This is a genomic window from Mycobacterium sp. E2497, assembly GCF_001668695.1.
Classification (GTDB): Bacteria; Actinomycetota; Actinomycetes; order Mycobacteriales; family Mycobacteriaceae; genus Mycobacterium.
The window spans coordinates 1-21,883 of the sequence record NZ_LZKD01000176.1; the positions used below are offsets into that span (position 1 = coordinate 1).

23 protein-coding genes and 1 pseudogene are annotated in these 21,883 nt (G+C 69.4%); 23 read left to right on the forward strand and 1 reads right to left on the reverse strand.

Features of this window, described 5'->3' with window-relative positions; genetic code table 11:
* A partial coding sequence (locus A5713_RS15840; protein WP_197509241.1) for an aldo/keto reductase occupies nucleotides 1-262 on the forward strand: 262 nt, incomplete at its 5' end.
* 80 nt (nucleotides 263-342) lie between these two features.
* Here A5713_RS15840 and A5713_RS15845 read toward each other — a convergent pair.
* Nucleotides 343-1,056 carry an aldo/keto reductase gene (locus tag A5713_RS15845; protein ID WP_082972985.1) on the reverse strand — a complete coding sequence of 238 codons (714 nt, stop codon included), beginning with the start codon at nucleotides 1,054-1,056 and terminating at the stop codon, nucleotides 343-345.
* A gap of 22 nt (nucleotides 1,057-1,078) precedes the next feature.
* Here A5713_RS15845 and A5713_RS15850 point away from each other — a divergent pair, with 22 nt between their 5' ends.
* The 22 genes and pseudogenes from A5713_RS15850 to nuoI all read left to right on the forward strand — a co-directional run.
* On the forward strand, nucleotides 1,079-2,077 hold the full coding sequence (locus A5713_RS15850) for an acryloyl-CoA reductase (RefSeq protein ID WP_067919648.1): 999 nt from the start codon (nucleotides 1,079-1,081) through the stop codon (nucleotides 2,075-2,077).
* 22 nt (nucleotides 2,078-2,099) lie between these two features.
* Nucleotides 2,100-3,071 (forward strand): NADPH:quinone oxidoreductase family protein, encoded by a 972-nt coding sequence (locus A5713_RS15855; RefSeq protein WP_068096885.1) that lies wholly within the window; start codon nucleotides 2,100-2,102, stop codon nucleotides 3,069-3,071.
* A gap of 180 nt (nucleotides 3,072-3,251) precedes the next feature.
* Complete coding sequence (locus A5713_RS15860; protein WP_067920076.1) at nucleotides 3,252-4,343, forward strand: homogentisate 1,2-dioxygenase; 1,092 nt, start codon at nucleotides 3,252-3,254, stop codon at nucleotides 4,341-4,343.
* 2 nt (nucleotides 4,344-4,345) lie between these two features.
* Nucleotides 4,346-5,527, forward strand: coding sequence for a S9 family peptidase (locus tag A5713_RS15865; RefSeq protein WP_068096888.1), 1,182 nt, complete (start codon nucleotides 4,346-4,348; stop codon nucleotides 5,525-5,527).
* A complete protein-coding gene (locus tag A5713_RS15870) occupies nucleotides 5,524-6,729 on the forward strand; it encodes a CaiB/BaiF CoA-transferase family protein (RefSeq protein ID WP_068096890.1) in 1,206 nt (401 codons plus the stop codon). The genes A5713_RS15865 and A5713_RS15870 overlap by 4 nt, the downstream gene beginning before the upstream one ends.
* The gene (locus A5713_RS15875) at nucleotides 6,726-7,622 is read left to right on the forward strand and encodes a hydroxymethylglutaryl-CoA lyase (protein ID WP_068096895.1); all 897 of its coding nucleotides are present in this window, start codon (nucleotides 6,726-6,728) and stop codon (nucleotides 7,620-7,622) included. Before A5713_RS15870 ends, A5713_RS15875 begins: the two co-directional genes overlap by 4 nt.
* Nucleotides 7,622-8,236, forward strand: a complete 615-nt coding sequence (locus A5713_RS15880) for a TetR/AcrR family transcriptional regulator (protein WP_068096899.1) — start codon at nucleotides 7,622-7,624, stop codon at nucleotides 8,234-8,236. Before A5713_RS15875 ends, A5713_RS15880 begins: the two co-directional genes overlap by 1 nt.
* Nucleotides 8,237-8,253: 17 nt before the next feature.
* A complete protein-coding gene (locus A5713_RS15885; protein ID WP_068096902.1) occupies nucleotides 8,254-9,489 on the forward strand; it encodes an acyl-CoA dehydrogenase family protein in 1,236 nt (411 codons plus the stop codon).
* On the forward strand, nucleotides 9,486-10,475 hold the full coding sequence (locus A5713_RS15890; protein ID WP_068096905.1) for a phosphotransferase family protein: 990 nt from the start codon (nucleotides 9,486-9,488) through the stop codon (nucleotides 10,473-10,475). The genes A5713_RS15885 and A5713_RS15890 overlap by 4 nt, the downstream gene beginning before the upstream one ends.
* Nucleotides 10,472-10,819, forward strand: a complete 348-nt coding sequence (locus tag A5713_RS15895) for a DUF6285 domain-containing protein (protein WP_068096916.1) — start codon at nucleotides 10,472-10,474, stop codon at nucleotides 10,817-10,819. Before A5713_RS15890 ends, A5713_RS15895 begins: the two co-directional genes overlap by 4 nt.
* Before the next feature lie 27 nt (nucleotides 10,820-10,846).
* Nucleotides 10,847-11,236 (forward strand): nuclear transport factor 2 family protein, encoded by a 390-nt coding sequence (locus A5713_RS15900; protein WP_068096920.1) that lies wholly within the window; start codon nucleotides 10,847-10,849, stop codon nucleotides 11,234-11,236.
* Between the two features lie 33 nt (nucleotides 11,237-11,269).
* Nucleotides 11,270-11,806: a YceI family protein gene (locus A5713_RS15905; protein ID WP_068097047.1), complete on the forward strand. Its 537-nt coding sequence runs from the start codon at nucleotides 11,270-11,272 to the stop codon at nucleotides 11,804-11,806.
* 30 nt (nucleotides 11,807-11,836) lie between these two features.
* Nucleotides 11,837-12,250 carry a response regulator transcription factor gene (locus A5713_RS15910; protein WP_068062302.1) on the forward strand — a complete coding sequence of 138 codons (414 nt, stop codon included), beginning with the start codon at nucleotides 11,837-11,839 and terminating at the stop codon, nucleotides 12,248-12,250.
* Between the two features lie 272 nt (nucleotides 12,251-12,522).
* Nucleotides 12,523-12,900, forward strand: a complete 378-nt coding sequence (locus A5713_RS15915) for an NADH-quinone oxidoreductase subunit A (RefSeq protein WP_007168313.1) — start codon at nucleotides 12,523-12,525, stop codon at nucleotides 12,898-12,900.
* Nucleotides 12,901-12,907: 7 nt separating this feature from the next.
* A complete protein-coding gene (locus A5713_RS15920; protein ID WP_066989771.1) occupies nucleotides 12,908-13,462 on the forward strand; it encodes an NADH-quinone oxidoreductase subunit B family protein in 555 nt (184 codons plus the stop codon).
* Nucleotides 13,459-14,208 (forward strand): NADH-quinone oxidoreductase subunit C, encoded by a 750-nt coding sequence (locus tag A5713_RS15925; protein ID WP_068096924.1) that lies wholly within the window; start codon nucleotides 13,459-13,461, stop codon nucleotides 14,206-14,208. The genes A5713_RS15920 and A5713_RS15925 overlap by 4 nt, the downstream gene beginning before the upstream one ends.
* Nucleotides 14,208-15,545, forward strand: a complete 1,338-nt coding sequence (gene nuoD, locus A5713_RS15930) for an NADH dehydrogenase (quinone) subunit D (protein ID WP_067920054.1) — start codon at nucleotides 14,208-14,210, stop codon at nucleotides 15,543-15,545. The genes A5713_RS15925 and nuoD overlap by 1 nt, the downstream gene beginning before the upstream one ends.
* Nucleotides 15,542-16,300, forward strand: coding sequence for an NADH-quinone oxidoreductase subunit NuoE (gene nuoE / locus A5713_RS15935; protein WP_068096927.1), 759 nt, complete (start codon nucleotides 15,542-15,544; stop codon nucleotides 16,298-16,300). Before nuoD ends, nuoE begins: the two co-directional genes overlap by 4 nt.
* Nucleotides 16,297-17,625: an NADH-quinone oxidoreductase subunit NuoF gene (gene nuoF / locus A5713_RS15940; RefSeq protein WP_067920050.1), complete on the forward strand. Its 1,329-nt coding sequence runs from the start codon at nucleotides 16,297-16,299 to the stop codon at nucleotides 17,623-17,625. The genes nuoE and nuoF overlap by 4 nt, the downstream gene beginning before the upstream one ends.
* Before the next feature lie 7 nt (nucleotides 17,626-17,632).
* Nucleotides 17,633-20,059 carry an NADH-quinone oxidoreductase subunit G gene (locus tag A5713_RS15945; protein WP_068096930.1) on the forward strand — a complete coding sequence of 809 codons (2,427 nt, stop codon included), beginning with the start codon at nucleotides 17,633-17,635 and terminating at the stop codon, nucleotides 20,057-20,059.
* A gap of 5 nt (nucleotides 20,060-20,064) precedes the next feature.
* Nucleotides 20,065-21,327, forward strand: a complete 1,263-nt coding sequence (gene nuoH / locus A5713_RS15950; RefSeq protein WP_067920082.1) for an NADH-quinone oxidoreductase subunit NuoH — start codon at nucleotides 20,065-20,067, stop codon at nucleotides 21,325-21,327.
* Nucleotides 21,302-21,865, forward strand: a pseudogene (gene nuoI / locus A5713_RS15955) (NADH-quinone oxidoreductase subunit NuoI); the annotation flags it as partial. The gene nuoH and the pseudogene nuoI, both read left to right, overlap by 26 nt.
* Nucleotides 21,866-21,883: the final 18 nt, after the last annotated feature.

Here is a 21,883-nt window from a genome sequence, read left to right on the forward strand (position 1 = left end):
CGCGTTCGTTCCGTTCTTCCCGCTGGGGGCCGCCTTCGTGCGGCCCAACCCCGTGCTCACCCACGAACTAGTGGTCGACGTCGCCGAGCGGCTCGGGCGGACGCCGGCGCAGGTCGCGTTGGCGTGGACGCTGGGCGTGGCACCCAACGTGCTGCTGATCCCGGGCACCTCGTCGGTGCGCCACCTGGAGGAGAACCTCGACGTCGCGTCCATCGAACTCGACGCGGACACCCGCGAGCGGCTGGACGCGCTCGGCGGATAGTTACGCCGAACGTGCACTCAGGGCGATGAAATCGCCGATTTTCCGCCGTGGTTACACGTTCGGCGCGGCGCGGACCGGGGCTACTTGAGTTCGGCGGACGACAGGCCCAGCAGGCGGCGGGCGACCACTAGTTCGTGGGTGAGCACGGGGTTGGGCCGCACGAAGGCGGCCCCCAGCGGGAAGAACGGAACGAACGCGATGCCGCGCGCCGCGCACTCGTCGAGAACCGGCTGCGATGATCGGTCAACGAGATTGAAAGCGTTTTGCACACAGGCGATTTCGGTGCGCCCGCACGCGCGCAGTAGGTGTTCGCGGTTGACGTTGCTCAGCCCGATACCGCCGATCAGCCCGTCGTCGCGTGCTTGGATCATGACCGAGAGCTGCTCGTCGAACAGCTGATCCGGACCGTCGCTCTCGAACACGCGCAGGTTGACGGCGGCCAGTTGGTCGACGCCGAGCGCGCGCAGGTTGGTCTCGATGTCGTGGCGCAGGTCGGCCGGCTCGTCGACCGGAAGCCAGCCGCCGCTGTCGTCGCGACACCCTCCGACCTTGCTCACCAGCGCCAGGTTCTCCGGGTAGGGATGCAGCGCCTCGCGAATCAGCTCGTTGGCCACGTCGGGGCCGTAGAACTGCGCGGTGTCGATGTGGTCGACGCCGAGTTCGACCGCCCGCCGCAACACGGCCAGCGCCTCGTCGCGGTCCCGGGGCGGGCCGAACACGTTGGGGCCCGGCAGCTGCATCGCGCCGAAGCCCACCCGGGAAACCGAAAAGCGACCGAGTGGAAAGGAATCCATACGGTGAGGTTAGCGTCGAGGGATGGACACGTTTCAGGCGCTCGTCGCCCGCGAAGATGGTGACCGGATAACCGCCTCGGTCGAGACTTTGAGCCCCTCGGACCTGCCACCCGGTGAGGTGACGATCCGGGTGCTCTATTCGAGCGTCAACTACAAGGACGCGCTGGCGCTGACCCCGCGCGGCGGCGTGGTGCGCAGCTACCCGGTGGTGCCGGGCATCGACCTGACCGGCGAGGTCGTCGAGTCCGCGTCGCCCGACTTCGCCGTCGGTGACACGGTGGTGGCCCACGGGTACCAGATCGGCACCGGCCACCACGGCGGCTACGCCGAATACGCACGGCTGCCGGCCGACCAGGTCGTCGCGCTCGGCGCGTTGAGCCCACGGGACGGCGCCGCGATCGGCACCGCCGGCTTCACCGCCGCGATGAGCGTGCAGGCGCTGATCGACTGGGGCGTCCAGCCCGGCGCCGGGTCGGTGGTCGTCACCGGCGCCTCCGGCGGAGTCGGCTCGGTGAGCGTGGACCTGTTGGCGGCCGCGGGCTATCGGGTGGTCGCCTCGACGGGCAAGGAGTCGGCTGCGGGGCTGCTGAAAGAGCTTGGTGCCGCGGATATCATCGGCCGGCTGCCGGAGGATCCCGACGCCAAGCCGCGCCCGCTGGCCAAGGCGCGCTGGGCGGCCGCGGTGGATTGCGTGGGCGGCGCGACGCTGGCCGACGTGCTCAGCGCCGTCGACTACGGCGGGGCGGTCGCCTGCAGCGGCCTGACGGGTGGCCCGGCGTTGCACACCACGGTGATGCCGTTCATCCTGCGCGGCATCGCGCTGTTGGGAATGGACTCGGTGCAGATGCCGATCGACCGGCGCCGCAAACTGTGGGCGCTGCTGGGTGATTCGCTGCGACCGCGCCATCTGGAGTCGCTCACCAGCGACGTCGACGTCAAGGACGTGGTCGATGTGCTGGACCAGGTGCGCGCCGGCAAGTTCACCGGGCGTGCGGTGGTGCGGGTGGCCGACGGATTTTGAGTCGGCAGTAGGCTGTCCGACCATGCGAGCTGCACGGGTGACCCGGCTGGACGGGCCGGACGCGATAGAGGTGGCCGAGGTCGACGAGCCGTCCGGGGACGGCGTGGTGGTCGACGTGCACGCCGCGGGCGCCGCGTTCCCCGACGCGCTGCTGACCCGGGGCCTCTATCAATACCGGCCCGAACCGCCGTTCGTGCTGGGGGCCGAGATCGCCGGCGTGGTGCGCTCGGCGCCGGAGGGCGCGCACGTTTCGGCCGGCGACCGGGTCGTCGGGCTGACGATGCTGTCCGGCGGGATGGCCGAGGTCGCGATCCTGCAACCCGACCGGGTGTTCAAGCTCCCCGACAACGTGAGCTTCGAGGCGGGCGCCGGCCTGCTGTTCAACGACCTGACGGTGTACTTCGCCCTGACCGTGCGCGGACGGCTGGCCCGGGGCGAGACGGTGCTGGTGCACGGTGCGGCGGGAGGCATCGGGACGTCGACGCTGCGGCTGGCGGGGCTGCTCGGGGCGTCGCGCACGATCGCGGTCGTCAGCACCGGCGCCAAGGCGGACGTCGCGAGCGCCGCCGGGGCCACCGATGTGGTGTTGGCCGAGGGGTTCAAAGACACGGTCAAGGAGCTGACCGGCGGGCGCGGCGTGGACATCGTGCTCGACCCGGTCGGCGGCGATCGGTTCACGGATTCGCTGCGCTCGCTCGCCCCGGGCGGTCGGCTGCTGGTGGTCGGCTTCACCGGCGGGGACATCCCGACGGTCAAGGTGAACCGCTTGCTGTTCAACAACATTGACGTGGTGGGCGTGGGTTGGGGGGCGTGGACCGCGACGCATCCGAACGCGCTGGCCGAGCAGTGGGCCGGGCTCGAGGAGCTGCTCAGCTCGGGCCGGCTGGCCGCCCCCATCCCGGAGGTCTACCCCCTGGAGGAGGCCGCCGCCGCGGTGGCATCCCTGGAGAACCGCACCGCCAAGGGGAAGGTCGTGGTGCGGGTCCGCGACTGACGGGATGGGGCCGCACCGGCCCGCTCTCGGTCATGTGGCATGCGCAGGATTTGATAGCGCGGGCGCTATCAAATCCGGGAAGCCGGACATGGTCGGCGGATCCGCCGCCCTTGTGTATGCCCGGAACAAAAAGTAATGTCACTTTCAGTTTTGTCCTGTCGCCCGAGCCGGGAGTGAGCCATGGAATCCTTCGTCCACCTGCGCAGAGGCCGGACACCGCGGCGCCTGCACGCCGATCTCGACGGGCTCAAGGACGACGAGCTGGGCCGCGGCGGATTCACCGGCCGCACCGCGAACCTCTACCGCCGCCACGACCCCACCGCCTACCGGTCGGTCGGCCCGCTGCGCCCCGTCGACGTGCTCGCGGACCAGCTCAAGTCCGCAGACGCCACCGACGCCCGCGGCGGTCCCCTGCTGATGTTCAGCAACGCCGACTGCCGAATCCTGTTGAGCCGCCGCCACGAGCCGATGCCGTTCTACACCCGCCATGTCGACGGCGACCTGCTGTGCTTCGTGCACCGGGGCGCGGGTCTGCTCGAAACCGAGTTCGGCCCGCTGCGCTACTGCGAGGGCGACTGGGTCTACCTGCCGAAGGCGTGCACCTGGCGCCAGGTGCCCGATGGCGAGACGACGCTGCTCATGGTCGAGGCGACCGACGAGTTCCGCGTGCCGCCGCCCGGGCCGCTGGGCCGCCACTTCCCGTTCGACCCGTCGCAGGCCACCATCCCCGACCCGGCGCCCATCGACGACGACGGACGCGACGAATACGAGGTGCGGCTCGTCCACGAGGGCGGGCCGACAACGCTTTTCTACCAACACAATCCGCTCGACGTCGAGGGCTGGCGCGGCGACAATTTCGCGTTCAGCTTCAACATCGCCGACTACAACGTCGTCACGTCCGACAGCGTGCACCTGCCCCCGACGGTGCACCTGTTCATGCAGGCCACCGGGGTCTACGTGATGAACTTTCTGCCGAAGCCGGCCGAAGGCGTCCCGGGGACCGAGCGCACGCCGTGGTATCACCGCAATGTCGACTACGACGAGATCGCCTTCTTCCATGGCGGCTCGCTCTACGGCATCCCGATGCCGCCCGGCCTGATTTCCCATGCGCCGCAAGGCGTTCACCACGGCGCACCGGAGAAGGCGCGGGAACGGGCGCGCCGCAAGTTCGACGACTACTCCCGCGTCGATTGGCAAGTGATCGCCGTCGACACCCGCCGGCGACTGACCCCGTCGGCCGAGGTGCTGGCGCACGACCTAGGACAACACTGACCATGACGACCCGCCACGAATACGAGCGCATCCCTTATCTCGTTGCCTTCCAGAACAATTCCGGCGTCCGCGACGTGTACGGTGGCCTGGCCGAGATCACCGTGCTGGAGAGCTACCTGCTCAGGCCGACGGACAGGCCGTCGGAGACCGTGCTGGTGTTCATGCACCCGATCGGCGGCGGCGCGTACCTGCCGATGATCAACGCGCTGGCCCGGGCCGGCCACCATGTCATCTACTGCAACAGCCGGTTCCGCGGTACCGACTCCGCGCTGCTGATGGAGAAGGTGGTCGAGGACCTCGGCGAGTGCATCAAGGACGCCAAGAAGCGGCTGGGTTACCAGAAGGTGGTGCTGGCGGGGTGGAGTGGCGGCGGCTCGCTGTCGGTGTTCTACCAGCAGCAGGCCCAGCAGCCGACCATCACGTCGAGCCCTTCGGGCGACGGTCCCGACCTGACCGCCCTGGACCTCACCCCGGCCGACGGCATCATGCTGCTGGCGGCGCACATCAGCAGGCACGGCACGCTGACCGAATGGCTGGATGCGTCGATCCTCGACGAATCCGACCCCACCAAGCGTGATCCCGAGCTGGACCTGTACAACCCGGACAACCCGAACCAGCCGCCCTACACCCAGGAATTCCTGGGCCGGTATCGCAGCGCCCAGGTGATGCGCAACCGGCGCATCACCGCGTGGGTCAAGGGCAAGCTCGCCGAGCTGAAGGCGGCCGGACGTCCGGACGACGAGTTCTGTTTCGTGGTGCACGGCACCATGGCCGACCCGCGGTGGCTGGACCCGACCGTGGATCCCAACGAACGCACCCCGGGGACCTGCTACCTCGGGGATCCTCAGGTGGTGAACATGAGCCCGGTCGGGCTGGCGCGCTTCTCCACGTTGCGCGGCTGGCTCTCGCAATGGAGCTACGACGACGCCCGCGGCGATGGCGTGGCCTGCGGTGCCGACATCGCGATCCCGGCACTGGTGATCGGTAACCTGGCCGACGACGCCTGCACGCCCAGCCACACCCGGCGGCTCTTCGACGCGATCGGCCATCATGACAAGGAGATGCACGAAATCCCCGGCGCCACCCACTATTACGCGGGAGCCGACCAGCGCGACAAGCTGCGCGCGGCGGTCGACGTCGTCACCGATTGGCTGGTCCGCCACGACTTCGCGGCGGCGCAGTGACGCCCACCGGGCCGCTGGACGGTATCCGGGTGCTCGAACTCGGCACGTTGATCGCCGGGCCTTTCGCCGGCCGGCTGCTGGGCGACCTGGGCGCCGACGTCATCAAGGTGGAACCCCCCGGCGCCCCGGACCCGCTGCGCACCTGGGGCCAGGCCGAAGTCGAGGGGGAGCACGTCTTCTGGACGGTGCACGCCCGCAACAAGAGGGCGATCACGCTCGACCTGCGCCGCCCGCGCGGCCGCGAGCTGTTCTGTGACCTCGTCGCGAAGTCCGACATCGTCGTGGAGAACTTCCGGCCCGGCACGCTGGAGAAATGGGACCTCGGTTACGACGTGCTCAGCCACCGCAACCCGGGCATCATCCTGGTTCGGGTGTCCGGCTATGGGCAGACCGGGCCCGACGCCCACAAGGCCGGCTACGCCTCGGTGGCCGAGGCAGCCAGCGGACTGCGATACCTCAACGGCTTCCCCGGCGGCCCGCCTCCCCGGTTGGCGCTGTCGCTCGGCGACACCCTGGCCGGAATGTTCGGCGCCCAGGGCGCGCTGGCCGCGCTGTACCGCCGCGGCGTCACGGGGCGCGGCCAGGTGGTGGACGTCGCGCTGACCGAATCCTGTTTGGCGGTTCAGGAATCCACCATCCCCGACTACGACGTGGGCGGCGTGGTGCGCGGACCGTCGGGCACCCGGCTCGACGGCATCGCCCCGTCGAACATCTACCGCAGCGCCGACGGCTCGTGGGTGGTGATCGCCGCCAACCAGGACACCGTGTTCGCCCGGCTGTGCAAGGCGATGGGGCGCCCGGAGCTGGCCGTCGACGACCGGTTCGCCACCCACGTCGCGCGCGGGCGCAACCAGGACGCACTCGACGAGATCATCGGGGCGTGGGCCGCGGAGCGCCAGCCCGGGGACATCATCGAAACCCTCAGCGCCGCAGGGGTGATCGCCGGGCCGATCAACACTGTCGCGGAGGTGGTCAACGACCCGCAGTTGCGGGCCCGCGGCATGCTGGTCGAGCACTACGACGAGCGGGTGCGGCGCACCGTGCTGGGCCCGGGCGTCGTGCCGGTGCTTTCGGAGTCCCCGGGCCGGGTCCGCAGCGCCGGGCCCGCCCGCCCCGGTCAGCACAACGACGACGTCTACATCGGGCTGCTGGGCAAGACCGCCGAGGAGCTCGAGGCGCTGCGGGCCGAGGGGGTGCTGTGAACGCCCACGTCGATATCCGCGAGGTGGCGCTGCGCGACGGCCTGCAGATCGAAGCGCCGATTCCGTTGTCGGCCAAGCTCGAACTGCTGGCCGCGATCGCCGCCACCGGGGTGCGCGAGGTGGAGGCCACCGCGTTCGTCTCGCCGTCGAAGGTGCCGTCGATGGCCGACGCCGCCGAGGTCGACGCCCACCTGCGCGACTACCCCGACATCGAGTTCTCCGCCCTGGTCGCCAGCCCGAACGGAGCCAAGCGGGCCGTCGCGGCGGGGCTGCGCTCGATCGAATACGTGGTCGCCGCCGACGACACCTTCAGCCAGGCCAACGTCGGGCGGACCAGCGCCGAGGCCACCCGGCAGATCGACGAGATCGTCGCCATCGCGCACGATGCCGGCGTCACGGTAGAAGTCATCGTCGCTACCGCGTGGGACTCACCGTTCGAAGGCCCGACCCCGCCGCAGCGGGTGCTCGACATCGCCGCGGCCGCCCGCGACCGCGGCGTCGACCGCCTCTCGATCGCCGACACGATCGGCACCACCACCCCGGGGCGCGTGAGTTCGCTCATCGCACAACTGCGTCCGGTGATCGGCGACCTGCCGCTGGGCGGTCACTTCCACAACACCCGCGGCTCCGGGCTGGCCAGCGCCTACGCCGCGGTCAGCTCCGGGGTGACCCGGCTGGACGCCTCGGTCGGGGGGCTGGGCGGCTGCCCGTTCGCGCCGGGGGCCACCGGCAACATCGCCACCGAGGACCTGGTGTACCTGCTGCGCGACAGCGGCATCGACGTCGACGTCGACCTGCAGGCCGCCATCGCCGCCGCCGGCGTCGCGAGATCCGTTGTCGGTCATGACCTGCCGAGCGCGCTGCTGCGCGCCGGCGACCGGATGCGCACCTGATGCCCGCTCAGGACGCGCCGACCGCCAAGGGCCGCCAGACCAGGCAGGCCATCGAGCAGGCCGCCCGCAAACTGTTCGCCGAGCGCGGCTTCCACGGCACGACACTGGCCGACATCACCTCGGCGGCGGGCAAGTCGCCCGCGGTGTTCTACCGGTATTTCGCCGACAAGGAGGATCTGCTCGCCGCCCTGGCGGAGTCGTTCCTGCACGACGTCGTGACACCGTCCGGGTTGAGCGTCGAGCTAACGGGATCGCCCGACGACGACGCCTTCTTCACCTCGGTGGTCACCGGGTACTGGAACATGTTCAAGCAGAACATCGGCATCATGATCGCCGTGGCGCAGCTGGCCGCCGCCCAGCGCCGCTTCGCGGCCGTGCAGAACGAATTCCGCCGCTTCGGCATGGACATCGTCGCCGCCTCGGTGCGCCGCGCCCAGGAGCAGGGCTATGGGACCGAGCTCGACCCGCAACACACCGCGGCCGCCATCGCCCTGCTGTTCGAGAACTTCACCACCGTGTTCGTCGGGCCCTCCAACCTGGGCATCAAGATCAGCGACCAGGACGCCATCGCCACCCTGTCGACGATCTGGAAGAAAACCCTGTACGGCGCTTGAGCCTTTAGGAGACAACTGTGGATTTCACGCTCCCCGAACACCTTCCGGGTCTGCTCGCCGAGATGGACGCGTTCATCGAGGCCGAGATCAAACCCCTGGAACGCGAACACATCCAGTACTTCGACAAGCGCCGCGAACACGCCCGCACCGACTGGGACAACGACGGCATCCCCACACGCGAGTGGGAGGACCTGCTCGCCGAGATGCGCAGGCGCGCCGATGAGGCGGGCTGGCTGCGCTACGGGCTCCCGGCCGCCCTGGGCGGGCGGGACGGCACCAACGTCGACATGGCCGTCATCCGGGAACACTTGGCGCACAAAGGCCTTGGCCTGCACAACGACCTGCAGAACGAGTCCTCGATCGTCGGGAATTTCCCGCAGGTGATCATGATGGAGCGCTTCGGCACCTCCGAGCAGCGACGGCTGTGGTCCGAAGCGCTGATCACCGGGGAGCGCTCCATGGCGTTCGGCCTGACCGAGCCGGAGCACGGCTCGGACGCCACGTGGCTAACGACGCGCGCGCAGGCCGACGGAGACGGCTGGGTGATCAACGGCGCCAAGCGGTTCAACACCGGCGTCCACCGCGCCACCCACGACCTGGTGTTCGCCCGCACGTCCGGTGAGCCGGGGCAGGCGCGGGGCATCACGGCGTTCCTGGTGCCCACGGACGCGCCCGGCTTCGACGTCCCCTACTACTGGTGGACCTTCAACATGCCGACCGATCACGGCGAAGTCCGGCTCACCGACGTCCGGGTGCCCGGCGACGCGGTGCTCGGCGAGGTGGACCGCGGCCTGGAGGTCGCGCAGACGTTCCTGCACGAGAACAGGATTCGGCAGGCGGCCAGCAGCCTGGGCGCGGCCCAGTACTGCATCGACCGCGCCGCCGAATACGCCGGTCAGCGGACGGTCTTCGGCAAGCCGCTGTCGGTCAACCAGGCCGTGCAGTGGCCGCTGGCCGAATTGCAGACCGAGGCCCAGATGGTGCGGCTGCTGGTGGCCTACGCCGCCTGGCACCTGGACCGGGACCACCACATGGAGGTCTCGGACAAGGTGTCGATGGCCAACTACCGCGCCAACCGGCTCGTGTGCGACGCCGCGGACCGGGCCATGCAGATCTTCGGTGGCCAGGGCTACAGCCGGCACGAGCCGTTCGAGCACATCTATCGGCACCACCGTCGCTACCGGATCACCGAGGGCGCCGAGGAGATCCAGATTCGCCGGGTGGCGCAGCGGCTGTTTAAGTTTGGCAAGTGACGCCGAACGAGGACCTGGCCTCTCGACTCGCCGCCGAACTGACGCCCGTCCTGGGCGCCGACGTCGCGGTGGAGAACCTGCGCGCCCTGACCGGCGGCGCGAGCCGCTCCACGTGGGCGTTCGACGCCGTCACCGGCGACCGGCGCCGAGCGCTGATCCTGCGCATCGGCGCGCCCGACGACATGCACGCCGGCATGGAGCTGGAGGCGCGCGCCCAGGCCGCGGCGGCCGCCGCCGGCGCCCCGGTCCCCCACGTCCTGATCGCCGACGATTCCCCTGCCGCACTGGGCAATCCGTTTCTGATCTGCGACCACGTCGCCGGCGAAACCATCGTCCGGCGCATTCAGCGTCAGCTCGACGCCGCGGGCGGCCAGGCGGCGCGCGCGGGGCTGATGCGGGAGTGCGCGCGCGCCCTGGCGGCCATCCACCGCGCCGACCCGCGCATCCCCGGTCTGGCCCATGAGGACCCGCTCACGCAGTGGCGCGAGCGGCTCGACGCCATGGGTGACACCACCGCCACCTTCGAATGGGCGTTTCGCTGGCTCGAGGCCCGCCGTCCGGAGCCGTCGGCGGACGTTCTGGTGCACGGCGACTACCGGATGGGCAACCTCATCGTCGACGGCGCCCGCCTGGCCGCGGTCCTCGACTGGGAGCTGGTGCACCGCGGCGACCCGTACGACGACCTCGCCTGGTTCTGCATCCGCGCCTGGCGCTTCGGCGCCCCCGCCAGCCTCGGCGCCGGCGGCCTCGGCAGCGTCGAGAGCTTCCTCCGCTCCTATGAGCAGGCCGGCGGGACTAGCGTCGACCGGGTGGCGTTTCACTGGTGGCTGGTGCTGGCCACGCTGCGTTGGGGCGTCATCTGTCGCTACCAGGCGGAGCGGCATCTGACCGGCCAGTTCCGCTCGGTGGAGCTGGCCGCGATCGGTCGCCGCGTGTGCGAGACCGAGTGGGACCTGCTCGACCTCCTCGAAGAGGTGCCGGAGTGATCGGCCCGTACGGTCGCCCGCTCGCGGCCGAGCTGGTGGCCGCGGTGGCCGAATTCCTGGAGACCGACGTGCGGGCGGCGACCAGTGGGCAGGTCAACTTCCACGCCCGGGTGGCCGCCAACGCGCTGCGCATCGTCGAGCGCGAACTGCTCGACGAGAGCGAGTCCGAGTCCCTCGCCGCGCTGGCCGACCTGGGGTTCGCCGACGAGGAGGAGCTGGCCGCCGCGATACGGGCGGGCGAGCTGGACGACCGGGCCCGGGAGGTCACCGCCTGCCTGCGCACGCTGGTGCGGCGCCGGGTGGCGGCCGCCCACCCCGGATATGACAGCGACGACAGCGAATAGCCGGGTCATCGGGAGAGGAGCGAGGTCATGCCCGCTGCGAGCAGGGATACCATCGCCGACGCCGCCGATCGCCTGTTCGCGGCGATCGAAAAGGGTGACTTCGCGGCGGTGGAGCGGATGTGGAGCGACGACATCGCGGTCTGGCGCGTCGGCGCCCGCCGCGATGACGGCAAGGCCCGGGCGCTGCGGGTCATCGACTGGTTCATCTCCGCGACCACCGAGCGCCACTACGAGGTTCTCGACCGGCGGTTCTTCGACGGCGGCTTCGTCCAGCAGCACCTCCTGCACGCCACGGGCCGTGCCGGCCAATCGATCTCGATGCGGGTCTGCATCGTGATCAGGGTGGGCGGCGACGGCCGGCTGGAGCGGATCGACGAGTACTTCGACCCCGCCGAGATCGCGCCGTTGCTGGATTAGACGCTAGATTCGCCACGAGAGATGGGGGTGACGATGACGACTCTGGAAACACTGCTGAACGATCCCGACCTGGCCGGCGTGTGGAACCTCGTCCCGGACCGGTCAACCATCACCTTCAAGATCGCCAACATGTGGGGCCTGCTGCGCGTCAAGGGCCGGTTCACCGAGTTCAGCGGCGACGGCCAACTGACGGGCAAAGGCGCGGTTTTCGGCCGCCTCGACATCCGCGCCGCCTCCCTGGACACCGGGATCGGCCGCCGCGACAGGCATCTGCGCTCGGCCGACTTCTTCGACGTCGACCGTTTCGGTGAGATCAGCGTCGTCGTCACCGGGGTGCAGCCGACCAAAGGCAAGGCCGCCGACCTCCGGGCGGCCTTCACCATCAAAGGCGTCACCGCGCCGCTGCCCCTGCCCGCGACGATCACCGAGCTCGAGGACGGGTCGATTCGGATCGCGGCGGAGGCCAGGGTCGACCGCACCCAGTTCGACCTGGGCTGGAACCGGCTCGGCATGATCGGCAAGACGGCCACCGCGGCGGCCGAAGCCGTCTTCACGCGGGCTGCCCAGTGAACCCGGTGCGACACCAGTAGCATCTGCACCGTGTCGGACTCCACCCCCGAATCCAGCGTCGCCCTGCGGATCCTGGTCTACAGCGATAACGCCAGAACCCGCGAACAAGTGATACGGGCATTGGGCAGGCATCTGCATCCGGACCTGCCCGAGCTGACGTACGTCGAGGTGGCGACCGCGCCGATGGTAGTGCGGCAGATGGACGAGGGCGGCATCGACTTGGCCATCCTGGACGGCGAGGCCACCCCCACCGGGGGGATGGGAATCGCCAAGCAACTCAAGGACGAACTCGCGACGTGCCCGCCGATCCTGGTGCTCACCGGCCGGCCGGACGACGCGTGGCTGGCGAACTGGTCGCGGGCCGAGGCCGCCGTGCCGCATCCCATCGATCCGATCGTGCTGGGCCGCACGGTGCTCGGACTGCTCCGCACCCCCACCCGCTAGCGCTTTCACCTGCGTAGATACCGCGACCGCCGGCCCACCGGCGGCCGCGAAGTCCGCGCGGACGCGACGCGGACCGCCCGCGGCGCCGAGCCGCCCGGTTGCGGCGACACAAAAACGAGGCGAATACCCCCACCCCGACAAAACACACTCGCCTTCACGACGCTATGTTGTGAAGGTCACTGTGATATCCCGCAGCCCGGGTACGTCACAGCAGCCCGGCCCCCCGCCCGGCCGCCGCACCGGCGACCCGTACGAGGAGATCTTGGAGCGAGTTGAACGTCTACATACCCATCCTGGTGCTCGGAGCGATCGCCGCGGCCTTCGCCGTGGGGTCGGTGGTGATCGCGAGCCTGGCCGGCCCGTCGCGTTACAACAAGTCGAAGATGGCCCCCTACGAATGCGGCATCGAGCCCACCGAAACGTCGGTCAGTGGCCCGCATGCGACGCCCGGCCAGCGGTTCCCGGTGAAGTATTACCTGACCGCAATGCTTTTTATCGTCTTCGACATCGAAATCGTGTTCTTGTATCCCTGGGCGGTCAGTTACGACGCGCTGGGAACGTTCGCGTTGGTCGAGATGGTGGTGTTCATGCTCACGGTCTTCGTGGCGTACGCCTATGTGTGGCGCCGCGGCGGCCTGACGTGGGATTGAGGTAGACGTGGGTCTCGAGGAACAGCTGCCCGGTGGGATTCTGCTGTCGACGGTCGAGAAGGTGGCCGGCTATGTCCGCAAGAACTCCTTGTGGCCGGCGACGTTCGGGCTGGCCTGCTGCGCCATCGAGATGATGGCAACCGCCGGGCCAAGATTCGACATCGCCCGGTTCGGCATGGAGCGGTTCTCGGCGACGCCGCGACAGGCCGACCTGATGATCGTGGCCGGGCGGGTGAGCCAGAAGATGGCGCCGGTGCTGCGGCAGATCTACGACCAGATGGCCGAACCCAAGTGGGTGCTCGCCATGGGCGTCTGCGCCTCGTCCGGCGGCATGTTCAACAACTACGCGATCGTGCAGGGCGTGGACCACGTGGTCCCGGTGGACATCTACCTGCCCGGCTGCCCGCCCCGGCCGGAGATGCTGCTGTACGCAATCCTCAAGCTGCACGAGAAGATTCAAGAGATGCCGCTGGGCGTCAACCGGGAGACCGCCATCGCCGAAGCCGAGCAGGCGGCGCTGTCGGCCCGGCCGACGATCGAGATGCGCGGGCTGCTGCGATGAGCTCGCCGAACCACGACCCGAAGGAAGCGACAACCGAAGGCGGGGGCCCGGCCCGCGCCGACGGCGTGGGGGCACCTCCCGCCGACGGCGAGGTGATCGGCGTGCGCCGCGGCATGTTCGGCATCTCCGATTCCGGCGACACCAGCGGCTACGGCCGGCTGGTGCGGCCGATCACCCTCCCGGGCAGCAGCCCCCGGCCCTACGGCGGCTACTTCGACGACGTGGTGGACCGGTTGGCCGGGGCGCTGCAGGGCAGCGGTGTCGAATTCTCCGACGCGGTAGAGAAAGTCGTGGTTTACCGTGACGAACTGACACTGCACGTTCGCCGCGAGAAGCTGGTGGCCGTCGCCCAGCGCCTCCGCGACGAACCGGAGCTGCGGTTCGAGATGTGCCTGGGCGTCAGCGGGGTGCACTACCCCAACGAGACAGGGCGCGAACTGCACGCGGTGTACCCGCTGCAGTCGATCACCCACAACCGCCGTGTCCGGCTGGAAGTTGCTGCGCCGGACGGTGATCCGCACATCCCGTCGCTGTTCGGCGTCTACCCGACGTGCGACTGGCACGAGCGCGAAACCTACGACTTCTTCGGCATCATCTTCGACGGACACCCGTCGCTGACCCGCATCGAGATGCCCGACGACTGGCACGGCCACCCGCAGCGCAAGGACTATCCCCTGGGCGGCATCCCGGTGGAGTACAAGGGAGCGCAGATACCCCCGCCCGACGAGCGGAGAGCGTACAACTGATGAGCACAATCACCGATTCGACGCACAACGGCGGCGCCTCGGAAGGGCCCGAGACCGTGTTGGTCGCCGGCGGCCAGGACTGGGACCAGATCGTCGACGCCGCCCGCAACGCCGACCCCGGCGAACGGATCGTCGTCAACATGGGTCCCCAGCACCCGTCAACTCACGGGGTGCTGCGGCTGATCCTCGAGATCGAGGGCGAAACGGTCACCGAGGTGCGCTGCGGAATCGGCTACCTGCACACCGGGATCGAGAAGAACCTGGAATACCGGTACTGGACCCAGGGCGTCACCTTCGTCACCCGAATGGATTACCTGTCACCGTTTTTCAACGAGACCGCGTACTGCCTGGGCGTGGAGAAACTGCTAGGCATCACCGACCAGATCCCGGAGCGGGTCAACGTCATCCGGGTGATGATGATGGAGCTCAACCGGATCTCGTCGCATCTGGTCGCGCTGGCCACCGGCGGCATGGAACTGGGCGCCATGACGCCGATGTTCGTCGGGTTCCGCGGCCGCGAGATCGTCCTGACCCTGTTCGAGAAGATCTCCGGATTGCGGATGAACAGCGCCTACATCCGGCCGGGGGGCGTCGCCCAAGACCTGCCGCCGGGCGCGGAGAACGACATCGCCGAAGCCCTCAAGCCGCTGCGCGAGGTGTTGCGCGAAATGGGCGATCTGCTCAACGAGAACGCCATCTGGAAGGCCCGCACCCAGGACATCGGTTACCTCGATCTGACCGGCTGCATGGCGCTGGGCATCACCGGCCCCATCCTGCGCGCCACCGGGTTGCCCCACGATCTGCGCAAGAGCGAACCGTACTGCGGATATGAAAACTACGAATTCGACGTGATGACCGCCGACACGTGTGATGCTTACGGGCGCTACATGATTCGCGTCAACGAGATGTGGGAGTCGATCAAGATCGTTGAGCAGTGTCTGGACAAGCTGAAGCCGGGCCCGATCATGGTCTCCGACCGCAAGATCGCCTGGCCGGCCGATTTGAAGGTGGGCCCGGACGGCATGGGCAACTCACCGGAGCACATCGCCAAGATCATGGGCGGCTCGATGGAGGCCTTGATCCACCACTTCAAGCTGGTCACCGAGGGCATCAGGGTTCCCGCGGGCCAGGTGTACACCGCGGTGGAGTCGCCGCGCGGTGAGCTTGGCGTGCACATGGTGAGCGACGGCGGTACCCGCCCCTACCGGGTGCACTACCGGGACCCGTCGTTCACCAACCTGCAGTCGGTGGCCGCGATGTGCGAGGGCGGCATGGTGGCCGACCTGATCACCGCGGTCGCCAGCATCGACCCGGTCATGGGCGGGGTGGACCGGTGACCGGCCCGCAGGGCCAGCCGGTCTTCGTCCGGCTCGGTCCGCCGCCCGAGGAACCCAACGCGTTCGTCACCGAGGGTGCGCCGCAGACGTATTCGCCGGAGGTGCGGGCGCGGCTCGAGGTGGACGCCAAGGAGATCATGGGCCGCTACCCCAACAAGCGTTCGGCGCTGCTGCCGTTGCTGCACCTGGTGCAGGCCGAGGACTCCTACCTCACCCCCGCCGGGCTCGAATTCTGCGGCGAGCAGCTGGGTTTGACCGGCGCCGAGGTGTCCGCGGTGGCGAGCTTCTACACGATGTATCGCCGCGGACCCACCGGCGACTACCTGGTCGGGGTGTGCACCAACACGCTGTGCGCCGTCATGGGCGGCGACGCCATCTTCGACACCCTCAAGGAACACCTCGGTATCGGCAACGACGAGACCACACCCGACGGCTCGGTCACCCTGCAACACATCGAGTGCAACGCCGCGTGCGATTACGCGCCGGTGGTGATGGTCAACTGGGAGTTCTTCGACAACCAGACGCCGGAGTCGGCGCGCGAGCTCGTCGACTCGCTGCGTTCCGGGGAGCCCAAACCGCCCACCCGTGGCGCCCCGCTGTGCGCCTTCCGCGAGACGTCGCGCATCCTGGCCGGCCTGCCCGACCAGCGCCCCGACCAGGGCCAAGGCGGCGCGGGCGAGGCCACCCTGGCGGGCCTGAAGGTCGCCAAAGAGCACGGCATGACCGCCCCCACTCCCCCGGCGAGCCGGTCATGACCAGCTCACAGGCCACGCCGCTGACCCCGGTCATCAGCCGATTCTGGGACGACCCGCAGTCGTGGACGCTGGAGACCTACCGGCGCCACGACGGCTACGAGGCGATGAAGAAGGCGCTGGGCATGGCGCCCGACGACGTGATCGCCACCGTCAAGGACTCCGGCCTGCGGGGGCGCGGCGGCGCGGGCTTCTCCACCGGGACGAAGTGGTCGTTCATCCCGCAGGGCGACACCGGCGCGGCCGCCAAGCCGCACTACCTGGTGGTCAACGCTGACGAGTCGGAACCCGGTACGTGCAAAGACATTCCGCTGATGCTGGCGACGCCGCACGTCCTGATCGAGGGCGTCATCATCGCCGCCTATGCGATCCGGGCCAGTCACGCGTTCATCTACGTGCGCGGTGAAGTGCTGCCGGTGCTGCGCCGCCTGCAGAACGCGGTGGCCGAGGCCTACGCGGCCGGATACCTGGGCCGCGACATCAACGGCTCGGGCTTCGACCTGGAGCTGGTGGTGCACGCGGGCGCCGGCGCGTACATCTGCGGCGAGGAGACGGCGCTGCTGGATTCGCTGGAAGGCCGTCGCGGCCAGCCGCGGCTGCGGCCGCCGTTCCCCGCGGTGGCCGGGCTCTACGGCTGCCCGACGGTGATCAACAACGTCGAGACGATCGCCAGCGTGCCGTCCATCATCCTCAACGGCGTCGAGTGGTTCCGGTCGATGGGCAGCGAGAAATCCCCCGGCTTCACGCTGTATTCGCTGTCCGGGCACGTCGCCAGGCCCGGCCAGTACGAGGCCCCGCTGGGTATCACGCTGCGCGAGCTGCTGGCCTACGCCGGCGGGGTGCGGGCCGGGCACCGGCTCAAGTTCTGGACGCCCGGCGGGTCGTCCACCCCCCTGCTCACCGACGAGCACCTCGACGTTCCGCTGGACTACGAGGGTGTCGGCGGGGTCGGGTCGATGCTGGGCACCAAGGCGCTGGAGATCTTCGACGAGACCACCTGCGTGGTGCGCGCGGTGCAGCGCTGGACGTACTTCTACAAGCACGAATCGTGCGGCAAGTGCACGCCCTGCCGGGAGGGCACCTTCTGGCTGGATCAGATCTACGAGCGGCTGGAAAGCGGCAAGGGCACCAAAGAGGACATCGACAAGCTGTTGGACATCTCGGATTCGATTCTGGGAAAGGCGTTCTGCGCGTTGGGAGATGGGGCCGCCAGCCCGGTGATGTCGTCGATCAAGTACTTCCGCGACGAATACGTGGCTCACGTCGAAGACGGTGGGTGCCCGTTCGACCCCCGAGACTCCATGCTGACGCCCAACGGAAAGGCATGACACGCTCGTGACTAGTGCGGCCAAGACCGAGACCGGCGACCCCAAGGACGGCGAGGTGCGTCCGCCGGACATGGTGACGCTGACCATCGACGGCAACGAGATCAGCGTTCCCAAGGGGACTTTGGTGATCCGCGCGGCCGAGTTGATGGGCGTCCAGATCCCCCGGTTCTGCGACCACCCACTGCTCGAGCCGGTCGGCGCGTGCCGGCAGTGCCTGGTCGAGGTCGAAGGGCAGCGCAAGCCGATGGCGTCGTGCACCACCGTCGCCACCGACGACATGGTCGTGCGCACCCAGCTCACGTCGGAGGCCGCCGACAAGGCCCAGCACGGCGTGATGGAGCTGTTGCTCATCAACCACCCGCTGGACTGCCCGATGTGCGACAAGGGCGGCGAATGCCCGCTGCAGAACCAGGCGATGTCCAACGGCCGTGCCGATTCTCGCTTCACCGATGTCAAGCGCACCTTCGCCAAGCCGATCAACATCTCCGCCCAGGTGCTGCTGGATCGTGAGCGCTGCATCCTGTGCGCCCGCTGCACGCGGTTCTCCGAGCAGATCGCCGGGGACATCTTCATCGACATGCAGGAGCGCGGCGCCCTGCAGCAGGTCGGCATCTACGCCGATGAGCCGTTCGACTCGTACTTTTCGGGCAACACCGTGCAGATCTGCCCGGTGGGCGCGCTGACCGGAACCGCCTACCGCTTCCGGGCCCGGCCCTTCGACCTGGTGTCCAGCCCCAGCGTGTGCGAGCACTGCGCGTCGGGGTGCGCCCAGCGCACCGACCACCGCCGCGGCAAGGTGCTGCGCCGGCTGGCCGGCGACGACCCCGAGGTCAACGAGGAGTGGAACTGTGACAAGGGCCGGTGGGCGTTCAGCTACGCGACGCAGCCGGACGTCGTCAGCACTCCCCTGATCCGCGACGCCGACGGTTCGCTGGTGCCCGCCTCGTGGTCGCACGCGATGGCGACGGCGATCCGGGGCCTCGAGGCCGCCCGCGGGCGCACGGGTGTGCTGGTCGGCGGCCGCGCCACCCTGGAAGACGCCTACGCCTACTCCAAGTTCGCGCGAATCGTGTTGGACAGCAACGATATCGACTTCCGCGCCCGCCCGAATTCGGCCGAGGAGGCCGATTTCCTGGCCTCGCGGATCGCCGGCCGGCGTGACGTCAGCTACGCGGATCTGGAGTCGGCGCCGGTGGTGCTGCTCGTCGGCTTCGAACCGGAAGACGAGTCGCCCATCGTGTTCCTGCGGCTGCGCAAGGCCGCGCGCAAGCACGGGCTACCGGTGTACGCGGTCGCGCCGTTCGCCACCCGGGCGCTGGAGAAGATGTCCGGACGGCTCATCGCCACCGCCCCGGGGGCCGAGGCGGCCGCGCTGGACGGGCTGGCCACCGGTGAGGTGGGAGAGCTGCTGTCCACCGCCGGCGCCGTCATCATGGTCGGCGAACGGCTGGCCACGGCGCCCGGCGGGTTGTCCGCCGCCGCCCGGCTGGCCGACGCCACCGGGGCGCGGCTGGCGTGGGTGCCGCGCCGGGCCGGCGAGCGCGGCGCGCTGGAGGCCGGCGCGCTGCCCGCGCTGCTGCCGGGCGGCCGCCCGCTCGACGACGAGACCGCCCGCGCGCAGATCGCCGCGGCGTGGCACGTGTCCGAACTGCCCTCGGGCGCCGGGCGGGACGTGGACGGCATCCTGGCCGCCGCGACCGACGGCACGCTGGGCGCCCTGCTGGTCGGCGGTGTCGAACCCGACGACTTCGCGGACCCCGAAGCCGTGCTGGCCGCGCTCGATGCCGCGGGCTTCGTGGTCAGCCTGGAGCTGCGGCACAGCGCCGTGACCGAGCGCGCCGACGTGGTGTTCCCGGTCGCGCCGACGACACAGAAGGCCGGAGCCTTCGTCAACTGGGAGGGCCGCTACCGCCCGTTCGGGCCGGCGCTGCACGGCAGCACCCAGCAGGCCGGCCAATCCGACCATCAGGTGCTCGACGCGCTGGCCGACGAGATGGGCGTCTACCTGGGGCTGTCGACCGCCGAGGCGGCCCGCGCCGAACTGTCCTCGCTGGGCACCTGGGACGGCGGCTGGGCCGCCGGGCCCGCGGTCGCGACCCCGCAGCCGGCCCAGCCGGGTGCTGGGGAGGCGGTGCTGGCCGGCTGGCGGATGCTGCTGGACAACGGCCGGATGCAGGACGGCGAGCCGCATCTGGCCGGGACCGCGCGCAAGCCCGTGGTGCGGCTGTCACCGGGCACGGCGGCCGAGATCGGTGCCGCCGACGGCGACGCGGTCACCGTCAGCACGCCGCGCGGATCGATCAGCCTGCCGCTGGTGATCACCGACATGCCCGACCGGGTGGTGTGGCTTCCGCTGAACTCGCCGGGTTCGGCCGTGCACCGGCGGCTGGGCGTAACGCTGGGCAGCACAGTGCAAATCGGAGTCGCCTCATGACCGGTCTGACCGCCTTCGGACACGACACCTGGTGGCTGGTGCTGGGCAAGGCGCTCGCCATCTTCGTGTTCCTGATGCTCAACGTGCTGGTCGCGATCCTGCTCGAACGCAAGATCCTCGGCTGGATGCAGCGGCGGCCGGGGCCCAACCGGGCGGGACCGTGGGGCGCGCTGCAGAGCCTGGCCGACGGGATCAAGTTGGCGCTCAAAGAGACCATCACCCCGGGCGGCGTCGACAAGTTCGTCTACTTCGCGGCCCCGGTGATCTCCACCATTCCCGCGTTCACCGCCTTCGCCTTCATCCCGTTCGGCCCGGTGGTGTCGGTGTTCGGCCACCGCACACCGCTTCAGCTCACCGACCTTCCGGTCGCGGTCCTGTTCATCCTGGGGCTCTCGGCGATCGGGGTTTACGGCATCGTGCTGGGCGGCTGGGCGTCCGGGTCCACCTACCCGCTGCTGGGCGGCGTCCGCTCCACCGCGCAGGTCATCTCCTACGAGGTGGCGATGGGGCTGTCGTTCGCGGCGGTGTTCCTCTACGCCGGCACCATGTCGACGTCGCAGATCGTCGCCGCCCAGGACCGGGTCTGGTACGTGTTCCTGCTGCTGCCGTCGTTCGTGATCTACCTGATCTCGATGGTGGGCGAAACCAACCGCGCGCCATTCGATCTGCCCGAAGCCGAGGGCGAGCTGGTCGCGGGGTTCCACACCGAGTACTCGTCGCTGAAGTTCGCGATGTTCATGCTGGCCGAGTACGTCAACATGATGACGGTGTCGTCGCTGGCGACGGTCCTGTTCTTCGGCGGCTGGCATGCCCCCTGGCCGCTCAACATGTGGGCGGGCGCCAACACCGGTTGGTGGCCGGTGCTGTGGTTCACCGCCAAGATGTGGACCTTCCTGTTCATCTATATGTGGTTGCGGGCCAGCCTGCCCCGGCTGCGCTACGACCAGTTCATGGCGCTGGGCTGGAAGCTGCTGATCCCCGCCTCGCTGGTCTGGGTGTTGATCGCGGCGGTGATCCGCACGCTGCAGAACCAGGGCTACGCGCACTGGACCCCGATCCTGGTGGTCAGCAGCATCGTGTTCGCCACAGCGCTGGTGTTGCTACTGCGAAAACCGTTCAGCACGCCCGGCATCCGCGCGCTGGAGAAACAACTCCGCCACCAGTCGAAACAATTGCCGGGGCTGGAGAACGCCGCACCGGCATTCCCGACACCGCCGCTGCCGATGAAGTCCCTGGCGGCTGCGAGTAAGGAGAACGTACGTGGCTAAATTCCTGGACGCCGTCGCCGGATTCGGCGTGACGTTCGCGGCGATGTTCAAAAAGAGGGTCACCGAGGAGTATCCGGAGAAGCCGGGCCCGGTCGCGCCGCGCTACCACGGCCGCCACCAGCTCAACCGCTACCCGGACGGCCTGGAGAAATGCATCGGGTGCGAGCTGTGCGCCTGGGCCTGCCCGGCCGACGCGATCTACGTCGAGGGCGCGGACAACACCGAGGACCTGCGGTACTCGCCGGGTGAACGCTACGGCCGGGTCTATCAGATCAACTACCTGCGCTGCATCGGCTGCGGCCTGTGCATCGAGGCCTGCCCGACCCGGGCGCTGACCATGACCAACGACTACGAGTTGGCCGACGACAACCGCGCCGACCTGATCTACGAGAAAGATCGGCTGCTCGCGCCCCTGCAGCCCGAGATGACCGCGCCGCCGCACCCCCGGACACCCGGCGCCACCGACAAGGATTACTACCTGGGCAATGTCACAGCCGACGGCCTGCGGGAGAGCCAGAAGGCCGGAGACTCCCGGTGACCGGGGCGACGGGCCAGC

Bases quoted from the DNA above. Each gene is read 5' to 3' on its own strand.
- A5713_RS15845 (WP_082972985.1), bottom strand. From the start codon at position 1,056: ATGGATTCCTTTCCACTCGGTCGCTTTTCGGTTTCCCGGGTGGGCTTC.
- A5713_RS15850 (WP_067919648.1), top strand. From the start codon at position 1,079: ATGGACACGTTTCAGGCGCTCGTCGCCCGCGAAGATGGTGACCGGATA.
- A5713_RS15855 (WP_068096885.1), top strand. From the start codon at position 2,100: ATGCGAGCTGCACGGGTGACCCGGCTGGACGGGCCGGACGCGATAGAG.
- A5713_RS15860 (WP_067920076.1), top strand. From the start codon at position 3,252: ATGGAATCCTTCGTCCACCTGCGCAGAGGCCGGACACCGCGGCGCCTG.
- A5713_RS15865 (WP_068096888.1), top strand. From the start codon at position 4,346: ATGACGACCCGCCACGAATACGAGCGCATCCCTTATCTCGTTGCCTTC.
- A5713_RS15880 (WP_068096899.1), top strand. From the start codon at position 7,622: ATGCCCGCTCAGGACGCGCCGACCGCCAAGGGCCGCCAGACCAGGCAG.
- A5713_RS15900 (WP_068096920.1), top strand. From the start codon at position 10,847: ATGCCCGCTGCGAGCAGGGATACCATCGCCGACGCCGCCGATCGCCTG.
- A5713_RS15905 (WP_068097047.1), top strand. From the start codon at position 11,270: ATGACGACTCTGGAAACACTGCTGAACGATCCCGACCTGGCCGGCGTG.
- A5713_RS15925 (WP_068096924.1), top strand. From the start codon at position 13,459: ATGAGCTCGCCGAACCACGACCCGAAGGAAGCGACAACCGAAGGCGGG.
- nuoD (WP_067920054.1), top strand. From the start codon at position 14,208: ATGAGCACAATCACCGATTCGACGCACAACGGCGGCGCCTCGGAAGGG.
- nuoF (WP_067920050.1), top strand. From the start codon at position 16,297: ATGACCAGCTCACAGGCCACGCCGCTGACCCCGGTCATCAGCCGATTC.